The organism is Pseudohalioglobus sediminis, assembly GCF_008370495.1.
GTDB lineage: Bacteria > Pseudomonadota > Gammaproteobacteria > Pseudomonadales > Halieaceae > Halioglobus.
Window position 1 is genome coordinate 777,857 of the sequence record NZ_VTUX01000001.1, and the last position, 23,200, is coordinate 801,056.

The window sequence follows — 23,200 nt, forward strand, 5'->3', positions numbered from 1 at the left end:
TACCAGTCTCCGCTCAGAGTTTGCCGTGACACTGCTTGTACTTCTTGCCGCTGCCGCAGGGGCAGGGGTCGTTGCGGCCCACCTTGGGTTGATCCCTGACGAAAGGCGTGGGTATCGCGGGCTGTTCCGCTTCCTGCCCTGCTTCCGCCTGTGGTGCCATAGCCGAAGCCTGGGCATGTTCGAATGCCAGTTTTTCCCGCTCGGCTGCTTCACGCCGCTGCTGCTCTATCAACTCGGCCTCATCCTGGCGCTGAATCTGCACGTGGCTCAGGAACTTGACCACTTCCGATTTGAGGTTACTCAGCAATTGCTGGAACAGCTCAAAGGACTCCCGCTTGTACTCCTGCTTGGGGTTCTTCTGGGCGTAGGCGCGCAGGTGGATACCCTGGCGCAAATGGTCCATGGTTGCCAGGTGCTCCTTCCACAGCGTATCCAGCACCTGCAGCATGATCTGCTTTTCAATCTTGCGCATATCAGGGCCAACCGCCTCGCACTTGGCTTCGTAGGCTGACTGCACCGCCTCGGCAATACGCTCACGCAGCGCTTCCTCGTGCAGTTTGTCATCCTCATCCAGCCATTGCTGGAGGGGCAGCGAGACGGCAAACTCCGCCTCCAGTGCCCGCTCGAGCCCGGGCACGTCCCACTGCTCCTCGACACTCATCGGCGGGATATAGCTGTCGATGGCCTCATTGACCACGTCAAGACGAATCGCATTGATGGTCTCGGATATATCCGACTCGGTCAGCAGGTCCATACGCTGCTGGTAGATGATCTGGCGCTGGTCATTGGCGACATCATCGTACTCCAGCAGCTGTTTGCGGATATCGAAGTTGCGCCCTTCCACCTTGCGCTGGGCTTTCTCGATCGCGTTGGTGACCATGCGATGCTCTATGGCCTCGCCTTTCTCCATACCCAGCGCCTGCATGAAGTTTTTCACCCTGTCGGAGGCAAAAATCCGCATCAGGCTGTCCTCAAGAGACAGGTAGAACCGCGATACCCCCGGGTCACCCTGGCGCCCTGCGCGACCCCGCAGCTGGTTGTCGATACGCCTGGACTCATGCCGTTCGGTGCCCAGGATATGCAAACCACCGGCTTCGATTACCTGCTGGTGGCGCTGCTCCCAGGCGGCCTTGAGCTCAGCTTTGCGTTCAGCGCTGATCTCACCGGCAGCGGCTATCTCCGCTTCCAGGTTGCCACCGAGCACAATGTCGGTTCCGCGGCCCGCCATATTGGTGGCGATGGTCACCACGCCGGGGCGACCCGCCTGGGCAATAATTTCTGCCTCCTGCTCATGGTACTTGGCATTCAGCACCTTGTGCTGGATCTTCGCCTTGCGAAAGCGTGCCGACAGTTCTTCCGAGGTTTCCACTGACGCCGTACCCACCAGCACAGGGGCATTGTTTTCCATGCAGTCTTTCACATCCGCGACAATGGCATCGAACTTCTCTTCCCGGGTCAGGTAGACGAGGTCATTGAGGTCCTTGCGTTTCTGCGGCACGTTGGTGGGAACCACCAGTACCTCGAGTCCGTAAATCTGGCGGAACTCGAACGCTTCCGTGTCAGCGGTGCCGGTCATACCGGCCAGCTTGTCGTACAGGCGGAAGTAGTTCTGGAAGGTGGTGGAGGCCAGCGTCTGGCTTTCACTCTGGATGGCCACCCCTTCCTTTGCCTCGATAGCCTGGTGCAGGCCCTCTGACAGGCGGCGCCCGGGCATGGTGCGCCCGGTGTGCTCGTCAATGAGCACGACCTGGCCGTCCTGGACAATGTACTCCACGTCCTTGTTGAACATCACGTGGGCACGCAGGCCCGAGTAAACATGATGCAACAGGTTGAGATTGGTGGCCGCGTACAGGCTATCGCCCTCCTCCAGCAGGTTTTCCCGGATCAGGGTTTCTTCGATAAACTCGTGGCCTTCCTCGGTAAGTTCAACCTGGCGCTGTTTTTCATCTACCGTAAAGTGGCCTGGCTGGCCCTCAAGGTCCGGTTTCAATAACGGGATCAGCCGGTTGATGGTCTTGTACAGTTCGGAACTGTCCTCGGCCGCACCGGAAATGATCAGCGGCGTGCGCGCCTCGTCGATAAGGATGGAATCCACCTCGTCGACGATGGCAAACGACAGCTTGCCCTGCATGCGATCCTCGAGGGTAAACGCCATGTTGTCGCGCAGGTAATCAAAGCCGAATTCGTTGTTGGTGCCATAGATCACATCTGAGCTGTAGGCCTCTCGCTTCTGGTCCTGCATCTGCCCGGAATGAATCACCCCCACCGACATACCGAGAAACTCATACAGCGGACCCATCCAGGCAGCGTCGCGACTGGCCAGGTAATCGTTCACCGTAATCAGGTGCACCCCGTTGCCGGTCAGGGCATTGAGGTAGGCAGGCAGCGTGGCCACCAGCGTCTTACCTTCACCGGTACGCATCTCCGGGATCTTGCCCTCGTGCAGTGCCATGCCGCCTATCAACTGCACATCAAAGTGGCGCATGCCCAGGACTCGCTCGCCAGCTTCACGCACCACTGCAAAGGCCTCGGGCAGAATATCGTCAAGGCTTTGTCCATCCGCCAGGCGCTGCCTGAACTCACCTGTTTTGGCAGCCAACTGCTCATCGGACAGCGCTGCGGTCTCCTCCGCCAGGGCATTGATCTTCTTGACTACTTTGCCCATGCGCTTCAGTTCCCGGTCGTTGCGGGAACCAAACATCATTCTCAGGAATTTGCTTATCATCAGTTTTCAACTTGTGCTGGATACGTAAAGGCCCGCCGAACCGTGGGCAGGGCGGGAGGCATTCTACAGGAGTGGGAGCGGGACTTCAGCGGCGCGTGCGGCGCACGTAACTCAGGGGATCGACAGAACGCCCATGTTTGTACACTTCATAGTGCACGTGGGCGCCGGTAGAGCGGCCGGTTGAGCCCATCAGGGCAATGGGCTGGCCCTTGCGCACCACGTCGCCCGCTTTGACCAGGGCTTCCTTGTTGTGCGAGTAACGGGTAACAAAGCCGTCCCCGTGTGAGATTTCAACGGTCTCGCCATAGCCGGATTTGCTGCCTGTCCAGGTCACTACACCGGAGGCGACCGCAATAACCCGGGAGCCTTCCTTGCCGGCGAAATCGATGCCGTGGTGGAATGCCGGCTTGCCGGTAAAGGGATCAGTTCGCTTGCCATAGTGGGAGGATATCCAGCCCTTCTCCACCGGGTGCCCGGAGAGCCAGCTTTGCTCCTCCAGCTTGCGATTGGTCAGCAGCGTTTCGAGGATATCCAGCTGCTGTTCGCGATCGTTCAATTGCTCCTGGAACAGCGCCAACTCAGCGGCCAGGCCGCCGGTGTCGTATTCCACATTAAACTCGCCAGCCAGGGGGCCACCCATCGCCGGGGGCTGGCTGAAATCGAACTCACCCTCTTCGAGATCCGCCATGGCGGTCAGGTGCTGGCCCAGCGCATCGAGCCGGGTCATTCTTGCCTGCAACTGCGCCAGGCTGGCCGTCATCGCCTGCAATTTGCGTTCTGCGCGCTGCTGCAGTTCAGAAAACTCGTCTTCCTGTTGCTCCAGTTCTTCCTGCAATCCATCCAGTGCCAGGCCGCGCATGGAATTGGCTTCGTTTTCCTGGCCCAGCAGGTAGCCGCCGGCAACCAGGCCGAGGGGTAGGCCGAGGCAGCACAGCGAAAGCAGGGCGAGAGACAAGCGCCCCAGTTCAATGGAGCGGGAGCCCCCATGCTTGCCGTTAATGAGAATAACTTTCATTCACGCGGACACGAGGCAAAATGGTCGCAAACTATGCCACAAAGACCGGCGGAATGCCACGCGCAGGGCGTGACACAGTACCCAGTTTCGGTCAATAGCTTCGGCGGATGGGGATGGCGGGGATAGCGGGCCACGGGCCCTGCACCCGTTACTCGTTAAAACCCAAATATTCCGGCTTTACCGAAGGCGTAGGGTGTAGCTCAGCCATGCTGCGGGAGGCACCGGTGGACTCAATCACGCGCACATGCTCGCGCTGCAGACCCCGGGGTTCGCTAACGCCACAGGAGTGGGCAATGATACCCACGCTGTAGTCCAGCTGGCGTGAGTAGGCGGCGACACGCAGGCTTTTCTCCGCCGGCACCAGCCCTCGCTGCAGATCCCGGTCATGGGTGGTGATGCCCGTGGGGCAGGTATTGCGATTGCACTGCAAGGCCTGCACACAGCCGAGCGCAAACATAAACCCTCGCGCCGACACGCAGAAATCTGCTCCGACGGCCAGCGCCCAGGCGACTTTGGCCGGGCCAATCAATTTCCCGGAGGCAATCACCCTGATCCTTTCGCGCAGGCCATACTCCTGCAACAGGTCCACCACCATCGGCAGGCTCTCCTGCAGTGGCATGCCCATGTAGTCGATCAGCGGCTGTGGTGCTGCACCGGTGCCGCCATCGGCGCTATCTATGGTAATGAAGTCCGGTGCCGAGGCGGGGCCACGCGCATGGATGGCGCGGAACAGGTCGTGGAAGAATCCGACCTGCCCCACCACTATCTTGAAGCCCACGGGTTTGCCGGTAACCCGACGCACACGCTCGACCATATCCAGCAGGTCATCGGCGCAGTGAATATCCGGGTGGCCATTCGGGCTGATCGAATCCACCCCCTCGTCGATACCGCGGATTTCTGCCACTTCCGCGGTCACCTTGCGTCCGGGCAGAATACCGCCTTTACCGGGCTTGGCACCCTGGCTCATCTTGATTTCAAACATCCGCACCTGTTCGTGCGCCGCGATCGCCTCGAGCCGGGCATCGCTGAGCAAGCCCTGGGCATCGCGCACCCCGTACTTGGCGGTACCGATCTGGAAAACCAGGTCAGCACCGGATTCAAGGTGGTAGGGCGACAAACCGCCCTCGCCGGTATTCATCCAGATCCCGGCGGCTTTTGCCCCGGCAGAGAGGGCCCTGACCGCCGGCTCAGAAATAGCGCCGAAACTCATTGCGGAAACATGCAGGATGGAGGCAGTGGTGTAGGGAAAACGGCAGTAGCCCTCGCCGAGAGTGACCGGTCGGGGGCTCACCGCATCTTCGTCCAGCGTCGGAAATGCACTGTTCAGGAAATAGACGTCTCCATCTATGGTGAGCGGGCGTGTGGAGCCAAAGGCAACGGTGGTATCGGCGTCTTTTGCCGCCCGGTAAACCCAGGTCCGCTCAGCCCTGTTGAAAGGCAGTTCCTCGCGGTCCATGGCAAAGAAATACTGGCGAAAGAACTCGCCGAGGTGTTCGAACAGGTAACGAAACCGCCCGAAGACCGGATAGTTGCGCCGTATCGTATGGCGAGTCTGGGTCTTGTCCACCAGATACATGATCAGCACGGCCACAATGCCCAGGCCGAACAGGCAGGCTATGGTGATGGCGCCCCATTGGATAATGGACTGGGCCAGTTCCTGCATAGCTAATGCACGCCGTCAGGAGGGAGTCGGTCGATGCGCTCTGGCTAGGCGGCGGCCACCGGACTCAGGGAATAGGAAATGGGTGCAGTAGCCTCGTCTTCAAAGGTCACCACCTCCCAGGCATCCGGCTGCGCAATCAGGGCGCGCAGGGTCGCGTTGTTCAGGGCATGTCCGGATTTGTAGGCGCGGAATTCACCGATCAGGCTGTTGCCCAACAGGTAGAGATCGCCAATCGCGTCCAGCACCTTGTGACGCACGAACTCGTCGTCGTAGCGCAGGCCATCCTGGTTGAGGATGCGGTATTCATCCACCACGATGGCGTTGTCCACGCTGCCGCCTCGGGCCAGGCCCTTGGAGCGCAGGTACTCGATTTCGTGCATGAAGCCAAAGGTGCGGGCGCGACTGATCTCCTTGACGAACGACGTGGTCGAAAAGTCCACATCGGCATGGGCAGTGCGATCGCGAAAAACGGGGTGGTCAAAATCAATGGTGAAGGCGACCTTGAAGCCATCAAAGGGGAGGAAGCTGGCTACCTTGTCGCCATCCTCGACCGTGACCTTGCGTTTGACGCGAATAAATTTCTTGGCCGCATTCTGCTCCTCTATGCCAGCTGACTGGATGAGAAACACGAATGGGGCCGCACTGCCGTCCATGATCGGCACTTCAGGGGAGCTGACATCGACATAGGCATTGTCAATGCCCAGGCCTGCCATTGCCGCCATGAGGTGCTCTACCGTCGAGACCTTGGCGCCGTTTGCCACCAGGCCGGTTGAAAGTGTGGTGTCGGCAACGTTGTCTGCCCGACCGGGGATTTCCACCACCGGGTCGAGATCAACCCTGCGAAAGACGATGCCGGTATTGACCGGCGCCGGGGCCAGGGTCAGGTAGACCTTCTCGCCCGTATGCAAGCCGACGCCAGTCGCCTTGATCGCGTTTCTCAGTGTGCGTTGTCGAATCATAATCACTCCAACCGTAGCCTGTCGTGTCTTGCGGCTGCGGGGCCCGACGGGTTTACTGCCCGTCGCTGCCTGCTAGTCCGCCTGACGACGCAGAAATGCGGGAATATCGAAATATTCCTCGTCTGCGTCGGCTGCGACAGCGGTTGCCTGGGTTGCTGCTGCGCGTTGCCTGCGCTGCACCGCCGGGCGGTCCAGGTCACGGTAATCCGGCGCCTCGTCGCTATCGGTCTGTGCTACAGCCGGTTTGGGAGCGGTATCTACTACCTGCAGAGGTGCTTTCGCAGCCTCGGCACCCAGCCCGGTGGCAACTACAGTAACCTTGAGCTCGTCGGTCATATCCGGATCAATAACCGTACCTACCACAACTGTCGCTTCTTCGGATGCAAATTCCTCGATCGTGTCGCCAACTTCGGCGAATTCACCGAGAGCGAGATCAAGGCCGGCGGTGATATTCACCAGGATTCCGCGGGCACCCTGTAAATCAATGTCGTCCAGGAGGGGGCTGTTGATAGCGCGCTCGGCAGCCTCACGGGCACGATCTTCACCCTTGGAACTGCCGGTTCCCATCATCGCCATACCCATCTCTGACATCACGGTCCGCACGTCGGCGAAATCCACGTTGATCATGCCGGGACGGATAATCAGATCGGCGATCCCCTGAACTGCGCCCAACAATACATCATTTGCCTCCTTAAAGGCATCGAGCAGACTGGTATTTTTACCTAGCACTTCGAGCAATTTTTCGTTCGGAATCGTGATCAGCGAGTCCACATGTTGCTGCAATTCGGCCACGCCTTCCTGGGCGATTTTCAGCCGTTTCTTGCCCTCAAACGGGAACGGCCGCGTGACCACGGCAACCGTGAGAATGCCCAGCTCGCGCGCCACTTCAGCGACCACCGGAGCGCCACCGGTACCGGTACCGCCACCCATACCCGCGGTGATGAACACCATGTCCGCCCCACGCAGGGATTCAGCTATGCGTTCGCGATCCTCCATGGCGGCGGCACGGCCGATCTCCGGGTTGGCGCCGGCGCCGAGCCCCTTGGTAATGTCGCCGCCCAACTGCAGCACCGTCTTGGACTCGATGTCCGAAAGTGCCTGGGCGTCGGTATTGGCGCAAATGAAATCCACGCCCTCCACAGAGTTTTCGATCATATGCTTGACCGCGTTGCCGCCGCCTCCGCCTATGCCGATCACCTTGATCACCGCGTTGGATGGTACGTTATCGATTAGTTCAAACATGGTTGTATCTCCCCTTTGTATAAAAAAGCCGCACACGCGTGCGACGGTTTAGCACTTAAAAGTTGCTGGAAATCCAGGCACGGGCCCGGGTTAACCAATTCTCTGTGGAGCCGGAAGGCCGCGAGGCCACCTGGCCCGCTTCTTCCATATGGTCCACGCCGTACTGCAACAGGCCCACGCTGGTGGCGTAGATCGGGTTGCGCACAATATCGTTGAGTCCCTGTACTGTTTGCGGGTAGCCCACTCGCACCGGCATGTGGAATATTTCCTCTGCCAGCTCCACCACCCCCTCCATCTTCGAGGTACCGCCGGTGAGCACGATGCCTGCGGGCACCATGTCCTCGTAACCGGAGCGACGCAGCTCGGCCTGCACCAGGGTGAACAGCTCGTCATAGCGCGGCTCGACAACCTCGGCCAGGGATTGGCGTGACAGGTCCCGCGGCGGGCGATCACCGACGCTGGGCACCTTGATAGTCTCGTCTGCCCCCGCCAGTTGGGTGAGCGCGCAGGCGTACTTGATCTTGATTTCTTCCGCGTGCTGCGTCGGCGTGCGCAGCGCCATGGCGATGTCATTGGTGACCTGGTCTCCGGCAATAGGAATGACCCCGGTATGGCGAATGGAGCCTTCGGTGAAGATTGCGATGTCCGTGGTGCCACCACCGATATCGACGAGGCAGACACCCAGTTCGCGCTCGTCTTCAGTGAGAATGGAATAACTGGAGGCCAATTGCTCGAGGATGATCTCCTCTACTTCCAGACCACAGCGGCGGATACATTTTTCAATATTCTGGGACGCATTCACCGCGCAGGTCACCAGGTGCACCTTGGCCTCCAGGCGCACGCCGGACATTCCCAGTGGCTCCTTGATCCCCTCCTGGTTATCAATCACGTACTCCTGGGGCAGGATGTGCAGCACCTTCTGGTCCGCGGGTATCGCTACAGCCTGTGCGGCATCGATTACCCGCTCCAGGTCGTGGTGGAATACTTCTTTGTCCTTGATGGCGACAATGCCGTGGGAATTGAGACTGCGGATGTGACTACCCGCGATACCCACGTAGACGGAATGTATCTGGCAGCCCGCCATCAATTCCGCCTCCTCCACTGCGCGCTGTATCGATTGCACCGTGGACTCGATATTCACTACCACGCCCTTCTTCATCCCTTTGGACGGATGTGAGCCGATACCGACTATTTCAATCTCGCCGTCCAGACCTACCTCACCAACGATCGCCACCACCTTGGAGGTACCGATATCCAATCCGACGATCATTCGTTTGTCCTGCGCGCTGCCCATGGCAGTGTCTCCCTTACGCCTGCTTCTTTTCGCTGCTTACTGCTGTTTGTTCGACAGGCTCTACAAAGCCCACCGCCACCCCACGCTCATAGCGCAGGTCTATGCTCATCACCCTGTCCATGTCCGCCGCCAGTTCAGCGCGGTAAACGATCTTGAAGCGCTGCATGCGCTCAAGGAAATCGGCGCCACCGATAACCAGTCTCTGCCCACCCGCCAGCGTCGCCTCCATCTGCCCGCGGTCGTCAATGACCAGCTGTGACAGGCTGAGACCGAGCGGGCTCAACAGGTCGACCAGACGCTGGTAGGCCAGCATCAGCGACTGCGCCGAACCCTCAGGCCCACTCAGCCTGGGCAGTGTTTGCCAGGCTTCCTTCTGGCGCGGTCGAAACACCTCGCCCTCGTGATTGAGAAAAGCGCCCTCGCCCCAGCGAGCGATTGGCAGCTGCTCCACCACGTCAATTTCCAGCGCGTTGGGCCAGACCCGGCGCACGCTCGCCTCGTGAATCCAGGGCAGCGCTTCCAGCTGGCTGCGGACCTGCGCCAGGTCAGCCCAGAGGAAACCACCACTGAGCGCCGGGTAAACCATGTCCTGTATCACCTCCGTCTGGGTGTGCTCCAGTTCACCCTTCACGGTGATGCGCTCGACCGGAATCGCCTGCAGGGTGATGTATGCCTGGGTGGCGGCGATCAGCACCACACCCGCGCCGACCAGGATCAGAATGCGATTCAGCCACTGGAAGTTCCTCGGCTGCTTCTGCCGGGTGACTTCCACTTTACGGGTGGCACCCTTGGCCTGCTGGCTCCGCGGTTTGCGCCGCGCCTCGACAGCCTGCTTCTGCTTCGGAGCCCGTTTTGCTGGCGCCGTTTTCTGGCCCGCGGAAGCACGGACCCTGCGCTTACGGTGCCCCTTCTCTTCGTCACGCGCACCCGGCCAGCGAAATTTGATTGCGACACCCATCAGCGCTGCGCCTCCATGCCCAGCTGCATTATTTGTCTCACCAGGTCGGTGATCTCCATGCCGGCAGCACGCGCCGCCATCGGCACCAGGCTGTGCGATGTCATACCGGGGATGGTATTGACCTCCAGCACGTAGAAGCGGCCATCGCTGTCACGCATCGCGTCCACGCGCCCCCAACCTGTGCAACCCAGTGAAGTAAATGCAGCCAGCGCCAGCGCCGCGAGTTCCTCCTCGAGGGCCTCGTCAAGCCCGCTGGGGCAGTGATAGCTGGTGTCGTCAGAAAGGTACTTGGCCTCGTAGTCGTAGAATTCGTTTTCAGTCTGCAGGCGAATGGACGGCAGGGCGCGATCGCCCAGTATCGCCACGGTGTACTCCGGGCCATCGATAAACTGCTCGGCCAGCACGCCACCGCTGTAGGCGGCAGCCGTCCGGTAGGCCTGCTCCAGTTCCGCTGCTGTCGCGGCCGGCGCCATGCCGATGGAAGAGCCCTCGCAGGCAGGCTTCACAAAAACCTTGCCCAGGCGGTCTATCACCTGCTGCCAGTCACTGCCGTCGTGCAGCATTTCAAAACCGCCGGTGGCAACACCGATGCCGCGCCACAGCTGCTTGCTGCGCTGCTTGTCCATCGCCAGGGCTGAACCGAGCACGCCTGAACCGGTGTAAGGCAGATCCAGAGCCTGCAGCAAGCCCTGCATACAGCCGTCCTCTCCGCCGGGACCATGCAGCGCATTGAAAGCAAAGGCGACGCCCTCCAGCTGCTGTAGCCACCCGGCGTCCGCCGGATCCACTTCGCGCACCCTGTACCCCTGGGCCTGCAACGCGTCGGCAACCGTGCGCCCGCTCTTGAGCGACACCTCACGCTCGGCGGAATCACCGCCCCGCAGCACCGCGACAATGCCCTGTGTCAATAATCCTGCGCTCACCGTGTCGCCACCTGCATTAAGTCCATGTCCGCCAGTTCCCTGGCCAGGCCGCCAATGTCACCGGCCCCCTGGGTGATAATTACGTCTCCCGGTTCTGCCACCGAACGCAGAATTTGCGGCACATCCTCTATGCGCTCGGCAAAGATCGGCTCCAGCTGACCGCGCTGGCGGATACTGCGCGTCAGGCTGCGGCTATCCGCACCGGCAATCGGCTCCTCGCCGGCGGCATACACTTCCAGCAACACCAGCACATCACAGCGCGACAGCACGGCAACAAAATCCTCGTAGAGATCCCGGGTGCGGGTATAGCGATGCGGTTGATAGATCATCACCACGCGACGTTCGGGCCACGCCTGTCGCGCCGAATCCAGTGTCGCCCTCACCTCGGTGGGGTGATGACCGTAGTCATCAACCAGCACCGCCTCGCCCGCGGGAAGCTGCAGCGCTCCCATGCGCGTGAAGCGCCTGCCAACACCGGCAAAAGCGGCCAGCCCACGCTGCACCGCGCCATCGTCGAGGCCCTCGTCGCCGGCGACTGCAACCGCGGCAGTGGCGTTGAGCACATTGTGCTCACCCGGCATATTCAGGGTCACCTCGAGCGGCTCGGCCTGCGGCCGGCAAACGGTGAACTCCGTCTTCAGGCCCTGCCGGCGCATGTCGGTAATTCGGTAATCAGCGTCCTCCGCAAAACCGTAGGTGATCACCTGCCGAGCCGCTTCGGGCAACAGCTCGCGAACCACCGGATCGTCCACGCACAGTACGGCGACACCATAGAACGGCAGGTTGTGCAGGAATTCGACAAAGGTCCGGCGCAGTACCGCGAAGTCGCCGCCGTAAGTGTCCATATGATCTGCTTCGATATTGGTCACCACGGCAACCATCGGCTGCAGATGCAGGAAGGAGGCATCGCTCTCGTCCGCTTCCGCGATCAGGAAACGGCTCGCGCCCAGCTGCGCGTTACTGCCCACGCTGTTCACCAGGCCGCCGATAACAAATGTCGGATCCAGCCCCGCTTCCCCGAAAATGGCGGCGATCAGGCTGGTGGTTGTGGTTTTGCCGTGAGTGCCGGCTACCGCTATACCGTGGCGGTAACGCATCAGCTCCGCCAGCATTTCTGCGCGCGGGACCACCGGCACCCGCGCGGCGCGGGCGGCGGCAACTTCCGGGTTACTGTCGTCAACCGCACTGGAGGTCACCACCACATCGGCATCTCCGACATTCTCCTGGCGATGACCGATGAGCACTTCGACACCACGCTGTTGCAGGCGGGCAGTTACCGCAGAGGCGCGCAGGTCAGAGCCGGAAACCGTATAGCCGAGGTTTACCAGCACCTCGGCGATTCCGCTCATACCCGTGCCGCCTACGCCGATCATGTGGATACGGCGGATACGGCGCATTTCAGGTACGGAGTAGACGCTTTTGTCAGGCTGCATTGGCCAGCTCCTCCACCCGGTCCGCCACCTGCTGTGCCGCATCCGGTGTCGCCACGTCACGTGCTGCTTCAGCCATGGTGCGCAGACGACCCGGGTAAGTGGTGTACGAGTTCAGCGCGTTAAGAACGACCTGCTCGTTCATATCGGACTGGCGCAACAACATCGCCCCCCCTGCTTCGGCAAGGCAGCGTGCATTGGCAGTCTGGTGATCATCGATGGCGTGAGGCAGCGGCACCAGTATCGCCGGCCGGCCCATCACAGCCAACTCAGATACGGTCAGGGCACCAGCCCGGCAGATCACCAGATCCGACCAGGCATATGCGGCAGCCATATCTTCTATGAAAGGCGCGACGCGAACTTTTTCCCCTATCAAGTCGCCGTACTGCTCGGTGACAAGCCGGGCATGATCATTTCCTGCCTGGTGCCAGATCTCCCCGTGCTCACCTTCCGGACCCCGCAACCAGCGCCTGGCCACACCGGGCATCAGCTCATTGATTGGGCGAGCGCCGAGGCTGCCACCGAGGATCAGCAGCCGAAGGGGGCGGCTGCCGTCGTAGCTGTACTGGAGTGAAGCCGCTGTCTGTACGAGGTCGGCGCGAACAGGATTACCCAGGACCTCGACCTCTACCGAACTGTCAAAGGCGCCCGGGAAGCCGGCGACGACTTTGCGGGCAAATGGCAACAGCATCCGGTTGGTGGTGCCGGCGACCGCGTTCTGCTCATGTATCAGCAGTGGACGGCGCAACAACCAGGCCGCGATACCCGCAGGGCCTGCCACGTAGCCGCCCATGCCAACCACACAGGCCGGCCAGGTACGCATCACCAACCACAGTGCCTGCAGCGACGCGAGCAGCAGCATGATAACGCCCAGCACCCGGTCCAGGATGCCTTTGCCGCGCACCCCGCGAACAGACAGGTAATGGATCGGGAACCCTGCCGCCGGCACCACACGATGCTCAAGCCCCCTGCGCGTGCCCACCCATTCAACCTGATAGCCACGGTCACGCAGTTCGCTGGCAACAGCCAGCGCAGGATAGACATGGCCACCGGTGCCACCCGCCATCACCAGAATCCGTCGCGGCTTGTTCATCGGCGCGACCCCCGGGCGCGTACCTGCGCATCAATCTTCAATACCAGTGCCAGCATCGCGCAACAGACTATGAGACTGGTGCCACCGTAACTGACGAAAGGCAGGGTCAGGCCCTTGGTGGGCAGCAGCCCGGAGCTGACACCCATATTGACAAATGCCTGCCCGGAAAAGACCAGCGCCACGCCGTAACAGACATAGGCGCCGAAGGCATAGCCGGCCAGTTGTGCGGCCCGGCCCACCCAGAAGATGCGGCCGATCAGGGCGGCGTACAGCAGGATGACGCAAAGCGCCCCCAGGAAACCTGTTTCCTCCGCCCAGATGGAGAACACGAAATCGGTATGCGCTTCGGGAAGGTAAAACAGCTTCTGCACGCTGTTGCCCAGCCCCACCCCCAGCCACTCGCCGCGGCCGAAGGCAATCAGTGACTGGGTCAACTGGAATCCGGTGTCGTAGGGATCTGCCCAGGGGTCTGTGTAGGCCGTGAGCCGCTTCACGCGGTAAGGCTCACTCACCACAAGCACCAGCAGCGCGCCCAGTGCACCGGCCAGCACCAGCAGGAAGTGGCCGAGCTTCACACCGGCCAGAAACAACATGCCAAACGCACTGCCAGCAACGATCACCGTGGCGCCGAAATCCGGCTCCACCATCAATAACAGGGTGGCTGCGAACAATACCGCCATCGGTTTCAGGAAGCCCTGCCACTCGTTGCGTACCTCGTGCTCCCTGCGCACCATGTAACCCGCCAGGTAGATGATCATGGCCATCTTGGCGAATTCGGATGGCTGCAGTGTAAACGGCCCCAGCGGCAACCAGCGCTGGCTGCCATTGACCTCACGGCCTATGCCCGGCACCAGCACCAGTATCAACAGGCCGAGCGCGAGGAACAGCCAGATCCAGCCGGTGTCTTCCCAAAAGCGCAGCGGCATGCGGTAGACCACAACCGCGCCAATGCCCGCAATAAGCATATAAATGAGATGCCGGCTGGTATGAAACCAGGTGTTGCTGTAATTGATCTTCGCGTACTCGATGGATGCAGAACTGATCGCCAGCAGGCCCACGAGTATCAGCGCGCAGGCCAGCGTCAGCAGCATCGCATCCGGCTTCAATGCAGTGGGGGGCAAGGCGGCAGCGCGGCTCATGGCTGCACCTCCAGCGCACGCACGCAAGCGGCGAAAGTCTCGCCCCTGGCCACATAACCGGAGAACATGTCGAAGCTGGCGCAGGCAGGCGATAACAGCACGGTATCGCCAGCCGAGGCAGCTTCCGTGGCACGCAGCACGGCGTCTTCGAGGGTATCGGCGCGGGTAATGGGGGCAGCACCGTGCAGGGCCTGCTGCAACGCATCGGCATCCTCGCCAATCAGCACCAGGTGGCGGCAGTGGCGCTTGACGGCGGGCAACAAGTCGACAAAGTCCGCACCCTTACCCTGGCCACCGGCAATCAGCACGATGTCACGCTCACCGCCGAGGCCCGATAACGCAGCCTGCGCGGCACCAATGTTGGTGCCCTTGGAGTCGTTGACGTAGCGCACGCCGCGGATATCTGCCACCACCTCACAGCGATGCGGCAAACCCGGAAAGCTGCGCAGGGCATCGAGCATCGGCTCCATGGGCAGTTGCGCGGCGTGGCCAAGTGCCAATGCCGCCAGCGCATTGGCGAGATTATGTCGACCCGCCATGCGCACATGCGCTACCGGCATCAACAGCTCAAGCCCATGCGCGATGTATTCGCCGTCTCCCTGCCTGCGCAGCCCGAAGCCATTGAGTGCGGGCTCGCCGAGGCGCCAGGGGATGATCGGCACCTGATCCTCCAGCAGGGGCATGGTCAGGGGATCGTCCGTATGCACCACCGCACTGCGGCAGCCGCGGAAGATGCGGTGCTTGGCCTGGTGGTAATGAATCATATTGCCATGGCGATCAAGGTGGTCCGGGCTGATGTTGAGCACGGTGGCCACGGCCAGGTCCAGTTTACCGGCACGCTCCAACTGGAAACTGGACAGTTCCAGCACGTAGAGCTGCTGCTGGTCTGAGAGCAGGTCCAGTGCCGGGGTACCCAGATTGCCGCCAACGCCAACCTGTAATTGCGCTCGACGGGCCATATCCCCGACCAGTTCGGTCACCGTTGACTTGGCGTTGGAGCCGGTAATACCAATGACCGGCGCCCTGGCCTCGCGCACAAACAGGTCAATATCACCGATTACCGCCACATCTGCCGCTCGCGCGGTAGCCACCAGCGGTGCATCCATGGCAATGCCGGGACTGACAATGAGTTCAGCTGCTTCAGTAATCACGGCTTCCGGGTACTCGCCCGCATATACCGTTACCTCCGGCATCTCGGCGCGCAGCGCATCGAGGCCCGGTGGCTGGTCGCGGGTATCCACCACGGTAAAGGGCAGACCCAGGCGATGCAGGTGGCGCGCGCAGGACAGACCGGTGACGCCGAGACCGACGACTACCCGGTTAACACTGCTTGCAATCAAGTCCTGTGCCACAGCCTGCTTCATCTCCTCAACGCAACTTCAAGGTGGCCAGCCCGAACAGGACCAGCATCACCGTGATTATCCAGAAGCGCACGATGACTCGTGGCTCTGGCCAGCCTTTCAATTCATAGTGATGGTGTATCGGCGCCATACGGAAAATGCGCTTGCCGGTCAGCTTGAATGAGGCGACCTGCAGGATCACCGAGACGGTTTCAAGGACGAATATCCCGCCCATGATGAAGAACACGATCTCGTGGCGGGTGATCACCGCTACCGTACCCAGCGCCGCACCGAGCGCCAGGGCACCCACGTCTCCCATGAACACCTGGGCCGGGTAGGTGTTGAACCAGAGGAAGCCGAGGCCGGCGCCACCGATTGCACCGCAAAACACCACCAACTCACCGCTGCCCGCCACATAGGGAATATGCAGATAACGGGCGAAATCCACATGGCCGGTGAGATAGGCAAAAATCCCCAGGGCACCGCCCACCATCACCGTCGGCAGTATCGCCAGGCCATCGAGGCCATCGGTAAGGTTCACCGCGTTGCTGGAGCCGACAATCACGAAGTAGGCAAGCAGGATGAACAGTGGCCCCATACTCCAGGAAAAGTCCTTGAAGAACGGCACGTAAAGTTCAGTGGTCACCGGGGTATCAAAGGCAAAGTAGAGATAACAGGCAGCAGCCAGGCCGGCCAGGGACTGCCACAGGTATTTCCAGCGCGCAGGCAGGCCGCGAGAGTCTTTTTCCACCACCTTGCGGTAGTCGTCCACCCAACCCACCGCGCCGAACACCGCTGTCACCAGCAGCACTATCCAGATATACGGATTCTGCAGATCCGCCCACAGCAGGGTAGAAACAGCAATAGCCACCAGGATCAGCGCACCGCCCATGGTCGGCGTACCCGCCTTGCTGAGGTGGCTCTGGGGGCCGTCATCGCGAACGGACTGGCCTACCTGGTGAAAGCTGAGCCGACGAATCATCATGGGGCCGACCAGCAGGGATATTGCCAGTGCTGTCCCTGTGGCCAGGATGCCACGCAGGGTCAGATACTGGAAAACCTGGAAGGCACCGATGTACTGGGTCAGGTATTCCGAGAGAAACAGCAACATATCAGCTCTCCCCCTCGGTCGAGTCTGCGCGCATCCCATTCAGGAAGCGCTCCATACGGGCGCCCCGCGAGCCTTTAACCAGCACGATGTCGGCGCTGGTGAAGACGCCCCTGGCCGCATGCAGAGCACTGTCACAGTCAGCGAACCAGAGCCCGTTTTCACCAAAATTTGCCACGGCAACGCGCAGTTCCTCGCCCACGCCCCAGAAAGCGTCGAGCCCCGCATCCCGCGCATAGTTGCCAATCTCGTCGTGCATTGCACCACTGCCCTCGCCCAGTTCACGCATGGCGCCCAGTACCAGGGTGCACCGACCCTCACTTGCCGCCAGCGTATCGATAGCGGCGCGCACAGAACCGGGGTTGGCGTTATAGCAATCGTCAATCAGCAACGCGCCCTGCTCACTCTTTACCAATGCCAGGCGACCGGCCGCCGGCTCGGCCGCCTCTAACCCGGCAGTAATCTCAGCCAGGCTCAGCTCACAGGCAATGCCCACGGCGATAGCCGCCAGCGCATTGGCCACGTTATGCGCTCCGGGGAACCTGAGCGCGACCCGGGTCTCCCCCAGTGGCGTCCGGGCGGTAAAGTCGGAACCCAGGATGCCCCGACTGACAATATCCGCCGCCGTCACCACCGCATCACCACGCAGGGAAAAATCGATAATGCGGGCCGCCCCCGCGCGCGAGCGCCAGGACTCGGCCCAGGGCTCATCAGCACTCATCACCGCGACATCACCCGCCCCGAGACCGTCGAATATTGCCCCTTTGGTGTCTGCAATACCCTGCAGGCTACCCATGCGCTCCAGGTGCGCTGGCATCACATTCAGCAGCACGGAAATTCCCGGCCTGGCGAGCTCACACAGCCAGGCGATATCCCCGGGCTTGCCCGCGCCCATTTCCACCACCGCGAATTCACACTGCTGGCTCAGGCGCAACAGGGTGAGCGGCACGCCGATCTCGTTATTCAGGTTGCCCTGGGTAGCCAGAGTCTGGCCGCGCTGCGACAGTACGCTGCTGATCAGGTTCTTGACCGTGGTCTTGCCGGAGCTGCCGGTAATGGCGACGAGCGGCCCTGCATAGAGACTACGATTAAAGGCACCCAGCCTCCCCAGCGCTATTTCGGTATCGGCGACACGCAGCTGCGGCAACTCGACATCTATCGCCCTGCTGACCAGGGCTCCCGCAGCGCCGGCCCGGGCGACGTCGGCGACATAGTCATGGCCGTCAAAGCGCTCGCCGTCCAGGGCCACAAACAGCCCTCCCGGGGCCATATCGCGACTGTCGGTGAAGACCCTGTCAAAGCCCGCATCCCCTCCATGCAGGGTGCCCTGCAGGACCTGCTCCAACTCACCGAGTTGCATCGGGCGCATCATGACGACGCCCTCCCGGCCAGCGCGGCGCGGGCGTGTTCTTCATCACTGAAGTGGAGGTAGTCGCCCTCCACCACCTGGTAGTCCTCGTGGCCCTTGCCTGCAATCACCACACAGTCACCGACGCGGGCTTCCTGCACCGCCGTGGCGATGGCGGCGGCCCTGTCGACCTGCAACTCGTAACTGCCGCTGCAACCGGTTTCGATGTCGGCCAGGATCGCCAGCGGATCCTCGCTGCGGGGGTTGTCGCTGGTGAGCACCACGTGATCAGCCAGCTGGCACGCCACCCGCCCCATAATCTGCCGCTTGTTGCGATCACGATCACCGCCACAGCCAAATACCGCAATCAATCGCCCGCTTACATGCGGCTTGAGGGATACCAGCACTTGCTCCAGCGCATCAGGCGTGTGGGCGTAGTCGATGATGACTTGCACCCCGCAATCAGTTGGCAGCAACTGCATACGCCCCGGCACCGAACGCAGCCGCGGCACGGTGGCCAGCACCTCGTCCAGGGACTGCCCCGAAAGCACCGCCGCAGACACCGACGCAGCCAGGTTGGCGAGATTGAAGTCACCCGGCAGGGGGCTGTTAAATGCACCGGTGCCCCAGGGTGTGCGCAACAGGCCTTGTACGCCATCGGCGCCAAATTCCGCGCGCTCCACGAAAATATCTGCACCCGGGTCCAGCAGGGAGTAGGTCAGCACCTGCACTCCCGGCTCCACGACCGCGCACACCTGCGCGGCAAAAGCGTCATCAGCATTCACCAGCACGTGGCGCAGGCCTTCCATCGCAAACAATTGCAACTTGGCACGCCCGTAGGCGTCCATGCTGCCGTGATAATCCAGGTGATCGTGCGACAGGTTGGAAAACACGGCGGTTTCAAACTGCACACCGTTGACACGACCCTGCACCAGGGCATGAGAGGACACCTCCATGCTCACGGCGTATACACCCTGGTCTCGCCAGCGCCCGAGGGTTCGCTGCAGCGACACTGCATCAGGCGTGGTATTCCCGCCCTGCTGCACATCTTCTTCCAGGGTGGCGCCGAGCGTTCCGATCACGCCGCAGGAGCGCTCGCCCATGCGCACCAGTTGGGCCAGCAGGCGGCTGATGGTGGTCTTACCGTTGGTACCGGTCACGCCTACCATGTGCAGTGCCGAACTCGGCTCGCCGTAAAAACGTGACGCCAGCCAACCCGCCTCCTGCTGCAATTCAGGCAATTCCACCACCGGCACCGCAACAGCATCGATGAAACCGTCTACCGGGGGCTCGGCTGCCACGGCGGCGGCACCGTTGGCCACGGCCTGCTCTATAAACTGGCGCCCGTCGTGAATCTCACCAGGCACAGCCAGGAACAGGTCGCCGCTGGACACCTTGCGGCTATCCAGCTGAATGCCGTGGACCAGCGTGTCGGCGGCCACCACATCGGGCATGGCCAGAACGTCTGCGAGCCTCATGGCAGCCATCAGGCAGCACCTCCCTGCGACGACCCGGCTTGCGCCACATCTTCCTCGGGAAACTCGGTGGGCGTCACACCCAGCAGGCGCAGCGCGCCACTGGTCACTGCGGAGAACACCGGCGCCGCCGCCGCGCCGCCGCCATAGTCCTCACCTTTGGGTTCGTTTATCACCACCACGGTGACGACGCGCGGATCCTCTACCGGCGCCACGCCGGCAAACAGTGCCACGTAAGAATCTTCGATATAACCTTGCGGGCCCACCTTGTGCACGGTGCCGGTCTTGCCACCGACATCGAAGCCATCGACCCTGGCCTTTTTCGCGGTGCCGTGCTCACCGGTCACCGCATGCAGCACATCCAAAACCTGCGCCGCAATGTCCGGGGACACCACCTGCACGCCTTCGGGCAGTTCATCTTCCAGCGCCAGCAGCGAAACCGGGCGCTGCACACCACCGTTGGCGAACACGGCATAGGCCCTGGCCAGCTGCAAGGGCGTGGTGGTAATGCCATAGCCGAAAGCCAGCGCTATACGCTCGGTCGAATACCAGCGCGAGCGATTGGGCAGCATGCCACTGCTCTCACCCGGGAAGCCCGTGTTCATGGCCTGGCCGATACCAAAACGCCGAAATACTTCCCAGATAGGTTCATGCCCCAGCTCTACCGCCAGCTTGGTCACACCCACCTGGCTGGACTTCTCGATCACCCGCGACAGCGTAATCTCTCCGTAGTTGCGCGGATCAGGGTAGGTCTTGGGTCCCACGCGGATCCAGCCCGGAGCCGTATCGATAAGCGTGTCAGTGGTATAGCGCCCACTTTCCAGCGCAGCCACCAGGGTCAGGCTTTTCATGGTGGAACCCGGCTCGTAGGTATCAGTGATGGCGCGATTACGCATCTGTGAAGCCTTGACCCCCTTGCGACTGTTCGGGTTGTAGACCGGGTAGTTGACCATCGCCAGCACTTCACCGGTTTTTGCATCCAGCGTGACCACGCTGCCCGAGGCGGCGCCGGCAGCCGTCACCGCCTTGCGTAATTCGCGATGCTGCAACGTCTGCAGGCGCAGGTCGATACTCAGGCGCAGGTCCTTGCCCGGGCGGGCGGGCTGCACCACTCCGATGTCGCGCACCATCTTGCCCTTGAGGTTCTTGATGTACTGCTTTTTCCCGGGCACGCCCTTGAGCCAGTCGTTATAGGCCAGCTCAATACCATCAATACCCTCGTCGTCGACATTGGTGAAACCCACCAACTGCGCGGCGACCTCGCCGGAGGGGTAAAAACGCCGGTATTCCCGCTCGCCATAGACACCGGGGATGCGCCTGGCCAGGATCTCGCGCGCCTCGTGCGGCACGCGATGGCGCTGCAGATACATGAACCGCTTACCCTGGTAACGGCGCAGGCGATCTTCAAGCTCGGACCGGGGCATTTCGAGGGCGTCGGCCAACTCCGGCAGCCGCTCTGAATCAGCCAGCAGGCGGGGGTCCGCCCACAGTGAAATAACGGGCGTACTCACCGCCAGGGGCTCACCGCGCCGATCCGTGATCACGCCGCGGTAAGCCGGGATTTCAGCACTGCGCAGTGAGCGCGCATCACCCTGGTCCTGCAGGAACGAATAGCCCCGGTCGGTTTCCAGAATTTGCAGGGACAGGACGCGACCCACCAACAGCGCCAGCATGGACAGCAGCAGACCCACCACCAGGTACAGGCGCCACATCACCTGCGGTTTCTTTTTCTGCCGGGCAGAGACCGCCTTCACTGTGTCACCACCCGGTAGCGCGCCAGGTCTGGCTCCGACATCAGCAGCTCCTGCCGCGCCACGGTTTCCACGCGGTGATGCGATGCCCAGACACTTTCTTCCAGCAACAGACGGCTATAGTCCTCCTGCAGATTCCACTGCATGGACTCCAGCACCTGCAACTGCGCATACAACTCGCGGCAGGCATGTGTTGAATGAATGACAGCAAAAGCCGATGCAACCACCGTCACCAGCAGCGACAGGCTCAGCCACAGCAGCGTGCGGCCTGGTGAAGCCGGCTTGACTGCGGCAGTCACCATGGTCTTGCCCGCCACGGCGCGGCGGCTCATGCGATTTTCTCCGCCACACGCATTACCGCGCTGCGCGCACGCACGTTGTTGCCAAGCTCTTCCGCGGAGGCCTTGACCGGCTTGCCCACCAGCTTCATCCGGCGATTGAGCGCGGCATCTGTCACCGGCACACCCGCAGGCAGTTGCTCGCCACGCGCCATGTCGCGCATGTAGCGCTTCACCATACGGTCTTCCAGGGAATGGAAACTGATCACCACCAGGCGCCCACCCACCCGCAACAGGTCCAGGGCGGCATGCAACAGGTCGCGCAGGTCATCGAGCTCACGGTTCACCTGGATGCGGATTGCCTGGAAGGCCCGGGTCGCGGGGTGCTTGTGCTTCTCCCACCGGGGATTGGCCTCGCTGACGACCTTTGCCAGCTGCGCCGTTGTGGTCAGCGGCGCTTCCTCACGGGCGGCGACAATCGCCGCAGCAATACGCCGGGCAAAGCGCTCCTCGCCATAGCCCTTGAGCACCGCAGCGATATCTTTCTCATCGGCATGGGACAACCATTGCGCCGCGGTCTCCCCGCGGGTGGTATCCATACGCATATCCAGGGGGCCATCGTGCTGGAAGCTGAAGCCACGCCCGGCCTCGTCAAGCTGGGGGCTGGAAACGCCCAGGTCCAGCAGGATGCCATCTACAGGGCCGATACCCGACTGCTGCAGGTGCGCGGGGAGATCGGCAAAAGAACCGTGATAGAAGGTGAAACGGGAATCCTCCCGCGCCAGCTCCCCGGCGTGGGCAGCGGCCACCGGATCCTTGTCGACACCCAGCAGGCGACCGTCTGCCCCCAGGGAGTCAAGTATCAACCTGCTGTGGCCGCCGCGACCGAAGGTGCCGTCCACGTACACCCCACTGGGCGCCGTTACCAGAGCGTCGACTGCCTCTCGTAATAGTACTGTCTGGTGCATGGCGGTCACCTAGAGTTTGAGAGAGCGAAGTTCGAGGGGCATCTCGGCATGGGATCCCGAGTCCGACAATGCCTGCTCCTGCTCGGCCAACCAGAGGGCCTCTGACCAGATTTCCAGCTTCTTGCCCTGTCCTACCAGGACCAGCTTCTTCTCCAACTGCGCGTAATCCCGCTGCGACTGGGGCAGCAACAGGCGCCCGTTCGCATCCAGCTCGATATCGGTGGCATAACCCAGAACCAGCCGCTGGAAGCGCTTGATCGCAGGGTCCAGCGCGGGCAGGTCCTGGATATCCTTTTCGATACGCTCCCACTCGGGAAGGGGGTAGACTAAGAGGCACTTCGACTGGGTATCAATGGTTATGACAATTTTCCCATCGCACTGTGACAGCAATGGCTCGCGCTGGCGCGCTGGTATCGCCAGCCGCCCTTTGGCATCCATATTGATGTGCTGTACACCGCGAAACACGCCAGAAATCCCCACTCACCTGTCTT

At 61.7% G+C, this 23,200-nt stretch carries 19 protein-coding genes; all 19 read right to left on the reverse strand.

Annotated elements, in window-relative coordinates; genetic code table 11:
- Nucleotides 1-13 precede the first annotated feature (13 nt).
- Nucleotides 14-2,725, reverse strand: coding sequence for a preprotein translocase subunit SecA (gene secA / locus F0M18_RS03370; RefSeq protein WP_149609952.1), 2,712 nt, complete (start codon nt 2,723-2,725; stop codon nt 14-16).
- An 85-nt stretch (nt 2,726-2,810) separates the two neighbouring features.
- Nucleotides 2,811-3,740: a M23 family metallopeptidase gene (locus tag F0M18_RS03375; RefSeq protein WP_149609953.1), complete on the reverse strand. Its 930-nt coding sequence runs from the start codon at nt 3,738-3,740 to the stop codon at nt 2,811-2,813.
- Between the two features lie 148 nt (nt 3,741-3,888).
- Nucleotides 3,889-5,403, reverse strand: coding sequence for an FMN-binding glutamate synthase family protein (locus tag F0M18_RS03380; protein ID WP_149609954.1), 1,515 nt, complete (start codon nt 5,401-5,403; stop codon nt 3,889-3,891).
- A 44-nt stretch (nt 5,404-5,447) separates the two neighbouring features.
- Nucleotides 5,448-6,362, reverse strand: a complete 915-nt coding sequence (gene lpxC, locus F0M18_RS03385; protein WP_149609955.1) for a UDP-3-O-acyl-N-acetylglucosamine deacetylase — start codon at nt 6,360-6,362, stop codon at nt 5,448-5,450.
- A gap of 72 nt (nt 6,363-6,434) precedes the next feature.
- Complete coding sequence (gene ftsZ / locus F0M18_RS03390; protein WP_149609956.1) at nt 6,435-7,604, reverse strand: cell division protein FtsZ; 1,170 nt, start codon at nt 7,602-7,604, stop codon at nt 6,435-6,437.
- Nucleotides 7,605-7,659: 55 nt separating this feature from the next.
- Nucleotides 7,660-8,898: a cell division protein FtsA gene (gene ftsA, locus F0M18_RS03395; protein ID WP_149609957.1), complete on the reverse strand. Its 1,239-nt coding sequence runs from the start codon at nt 8,896-8,898 to the stop codon at nt 7,660-7,662.
- A 13-nt stretch (nt 8,899-8,911) separates the two neighbouring features.
- On the reverse strand, nt 8,912-9,856 hold the full coding sequence (locus tag F0M18_RS03400) for a cell division protein FtsQ/DivIB (RefSeq protein WP_149609958.1): 945 nt from the start codon (nt 9,854-9,856) through the stop codon (nt 8,912-8,914).
- Entirely contained in the window at nt 9,856-10,779 is a 924-nt protein-coding gene (locus F0M18_RS03405; RefSeq protein WP_149609959.1) for a D-alanine--D-alanine ligase, read from the reverse strand. The genes F0M18_RS03400 and F0M18_RS03405 overlap by 1 nt, the downstream gene beginning before the upstream one ends.
- Nucleotides 10,776-12,212: a UDP-N-acetylmuramate--L-alanine ligase gene (gene murC / locus F0M18_RS03410; RefSeq protein ID WP_149609960.1), complete on the reverse strand. Its 1,437-nt coding sequence runs from the start codon at nt 12,210-12,212 to the stop codon at nt 10,776-10,778. The genes F0M18_RS03405 and murC overlap by 4 nt, the downstream gene beginning before the upstream one ends.
- Nucleotides 12,202-13,302 carry an undecaprenyldiphospho-muramoylpentapeptide beta-N-acetylglucosaminyltransferase gene (murG, locus tag F0M18_RS03415; RefSeq protein ID WP_149609961.1) on the reverse strand — a complete coding sequence of 367 codons (1,101 nt, stop codon included), beginning with the start codon at nt 13,300-13,302 and terminating at the stop codon, nt 12,202-12,204. Before murG ends, murC begins: the two co-directional genes overlap by 11 nt.
- A complete protein-coding gene (ftsW, locus tag F0M18_RS03420) occupies nt 13,299-14,441 on the reverse strand; it encodes a putative lipid II flippase FtsW (protein WP_188109571.1) in 1,143 nt (380 codons plus the stop codon). Before ftsW ends, murG begins: the two co-directional genes overlap by 4 nt.
- Nucleotides 14,438-15,781 carry a UDP-N-acetylmuramoyl-L-alanine--D-glutamate ligase gene (gene murD / locus F0M18_RS03425; protein WP_316838314.1) on the reverse strand — a complete coding sequence of 448 codons (1,344 nt, stop codon included), beginning with the start codon at nt 15,779-15,781 and terminating at the stop codon, nt 14,438-14,440. Before murD ends, ftsW begins: the two co-directional genes overlap by 4 nt.
- Before the next feature lie 28 nt (nt 15,782-15,809).
- A complete protein-coding gene (gene mraY, locus F0M18_RS03430; protein ID WP_149609963.1) occupies nt 15,810-16,892 on the reverse strand; it encodes a phospho-N-acetylmuramoyl-pentapeptide-transferase in 1,083 nt (360 codons plus the stop codon).
- A gap of 1 nt (nt 16,893) precedes the next feature.
- Nucleotides 16,894-18,261 carry a UDP-N-acetylmuramoyl-tripeptide--D-alanyl-D-alanine ligase gene (locus tag F0M18_RS03435; RefSeq protein ID WP_149609964.1) on the reverse strand — a complete coding sequence of 456 codons (1,368 nt, stop codon included), beginning with the start codon at nt 18,259-18,261 and terminating at the stop codon, nt 16,894-16,896.
- A complete protein-coding gene (locus F0M18_RS03440; RefSeq protein ID WP_223177892.1) occupies nt 18,258-19,724 on the reverse strand; it encodes a UDP-N-acetylmuramoyl-L-alanyl-D-glutamate--2,6-diaminopimelate ligase in 1,467 nt (488 codons plus the stop codon). Before F0M18_RS03440 ends, F0M18_RS03435 begins: the two co-directional genes overlap by 4 nt.
- Complete coding sequence (locus F0M18_RS03445) at nt 19,724-21,466, reverse strand: peptidoglycan D,D-transpeptidase FtsI family protein (RefSeq protein WP_316838316.1); 1,743 nt, start codon at nt 21,464-21,466, stop codon at nt 19,724-19,726. The genes F0M18_RS03440 and F0M18_RS03445 overlap by 1 nt, the downstream gene beginning before the upstream one ends.
- Nucleotides 21,463-21,795, reverse strand: a complete 333-nt coding sequence (ftsL, locus tag F0M18_RS03450; RefSeq protein ID WP_149609965.1) for a cell division protein FtsL — start codon at nt 21,793-21,795, stop codon at nt 21,463-21,465. The genes F0M18_RS03445 and ftsL overlap by 4 nt, the downstream gene beginning before the upstream one ends.
- On the reverse strand, nt 21,792-22,709 hold the full coding sequence (gene rsmH / locus F0M18_RS03455) for a 16S rRNA (cytosine(1402)-N(4))-methyltransferase RsmH (RefSeq protein ID WP_149609966.1): 918 nt from the start codon (nt 22,707-22,709) through the stop codon (nt 21,792-21,794). The genes ftsL and rsmH overlap by 4 nt, the downstream gene beginning before the upstream one ends.
- Nucleotides 22,710-22,718: 9 nt before the next feature.
- Nucleotides 22,719-23,174 (reverse strand): division/cell wall cluster transcriptional repressor MraZ, encoded by a 456-nt coding sequence (gene mraZ, locus F0M18_RS03460; RefSeq protein WP_149609967.1) that lies wholly within the window; start codon nt 23,172-23,174, stop codon nt 22,719-22,721.
- Nucleotides 23,175-23,200: the final 26 nt, after the last annotated feature.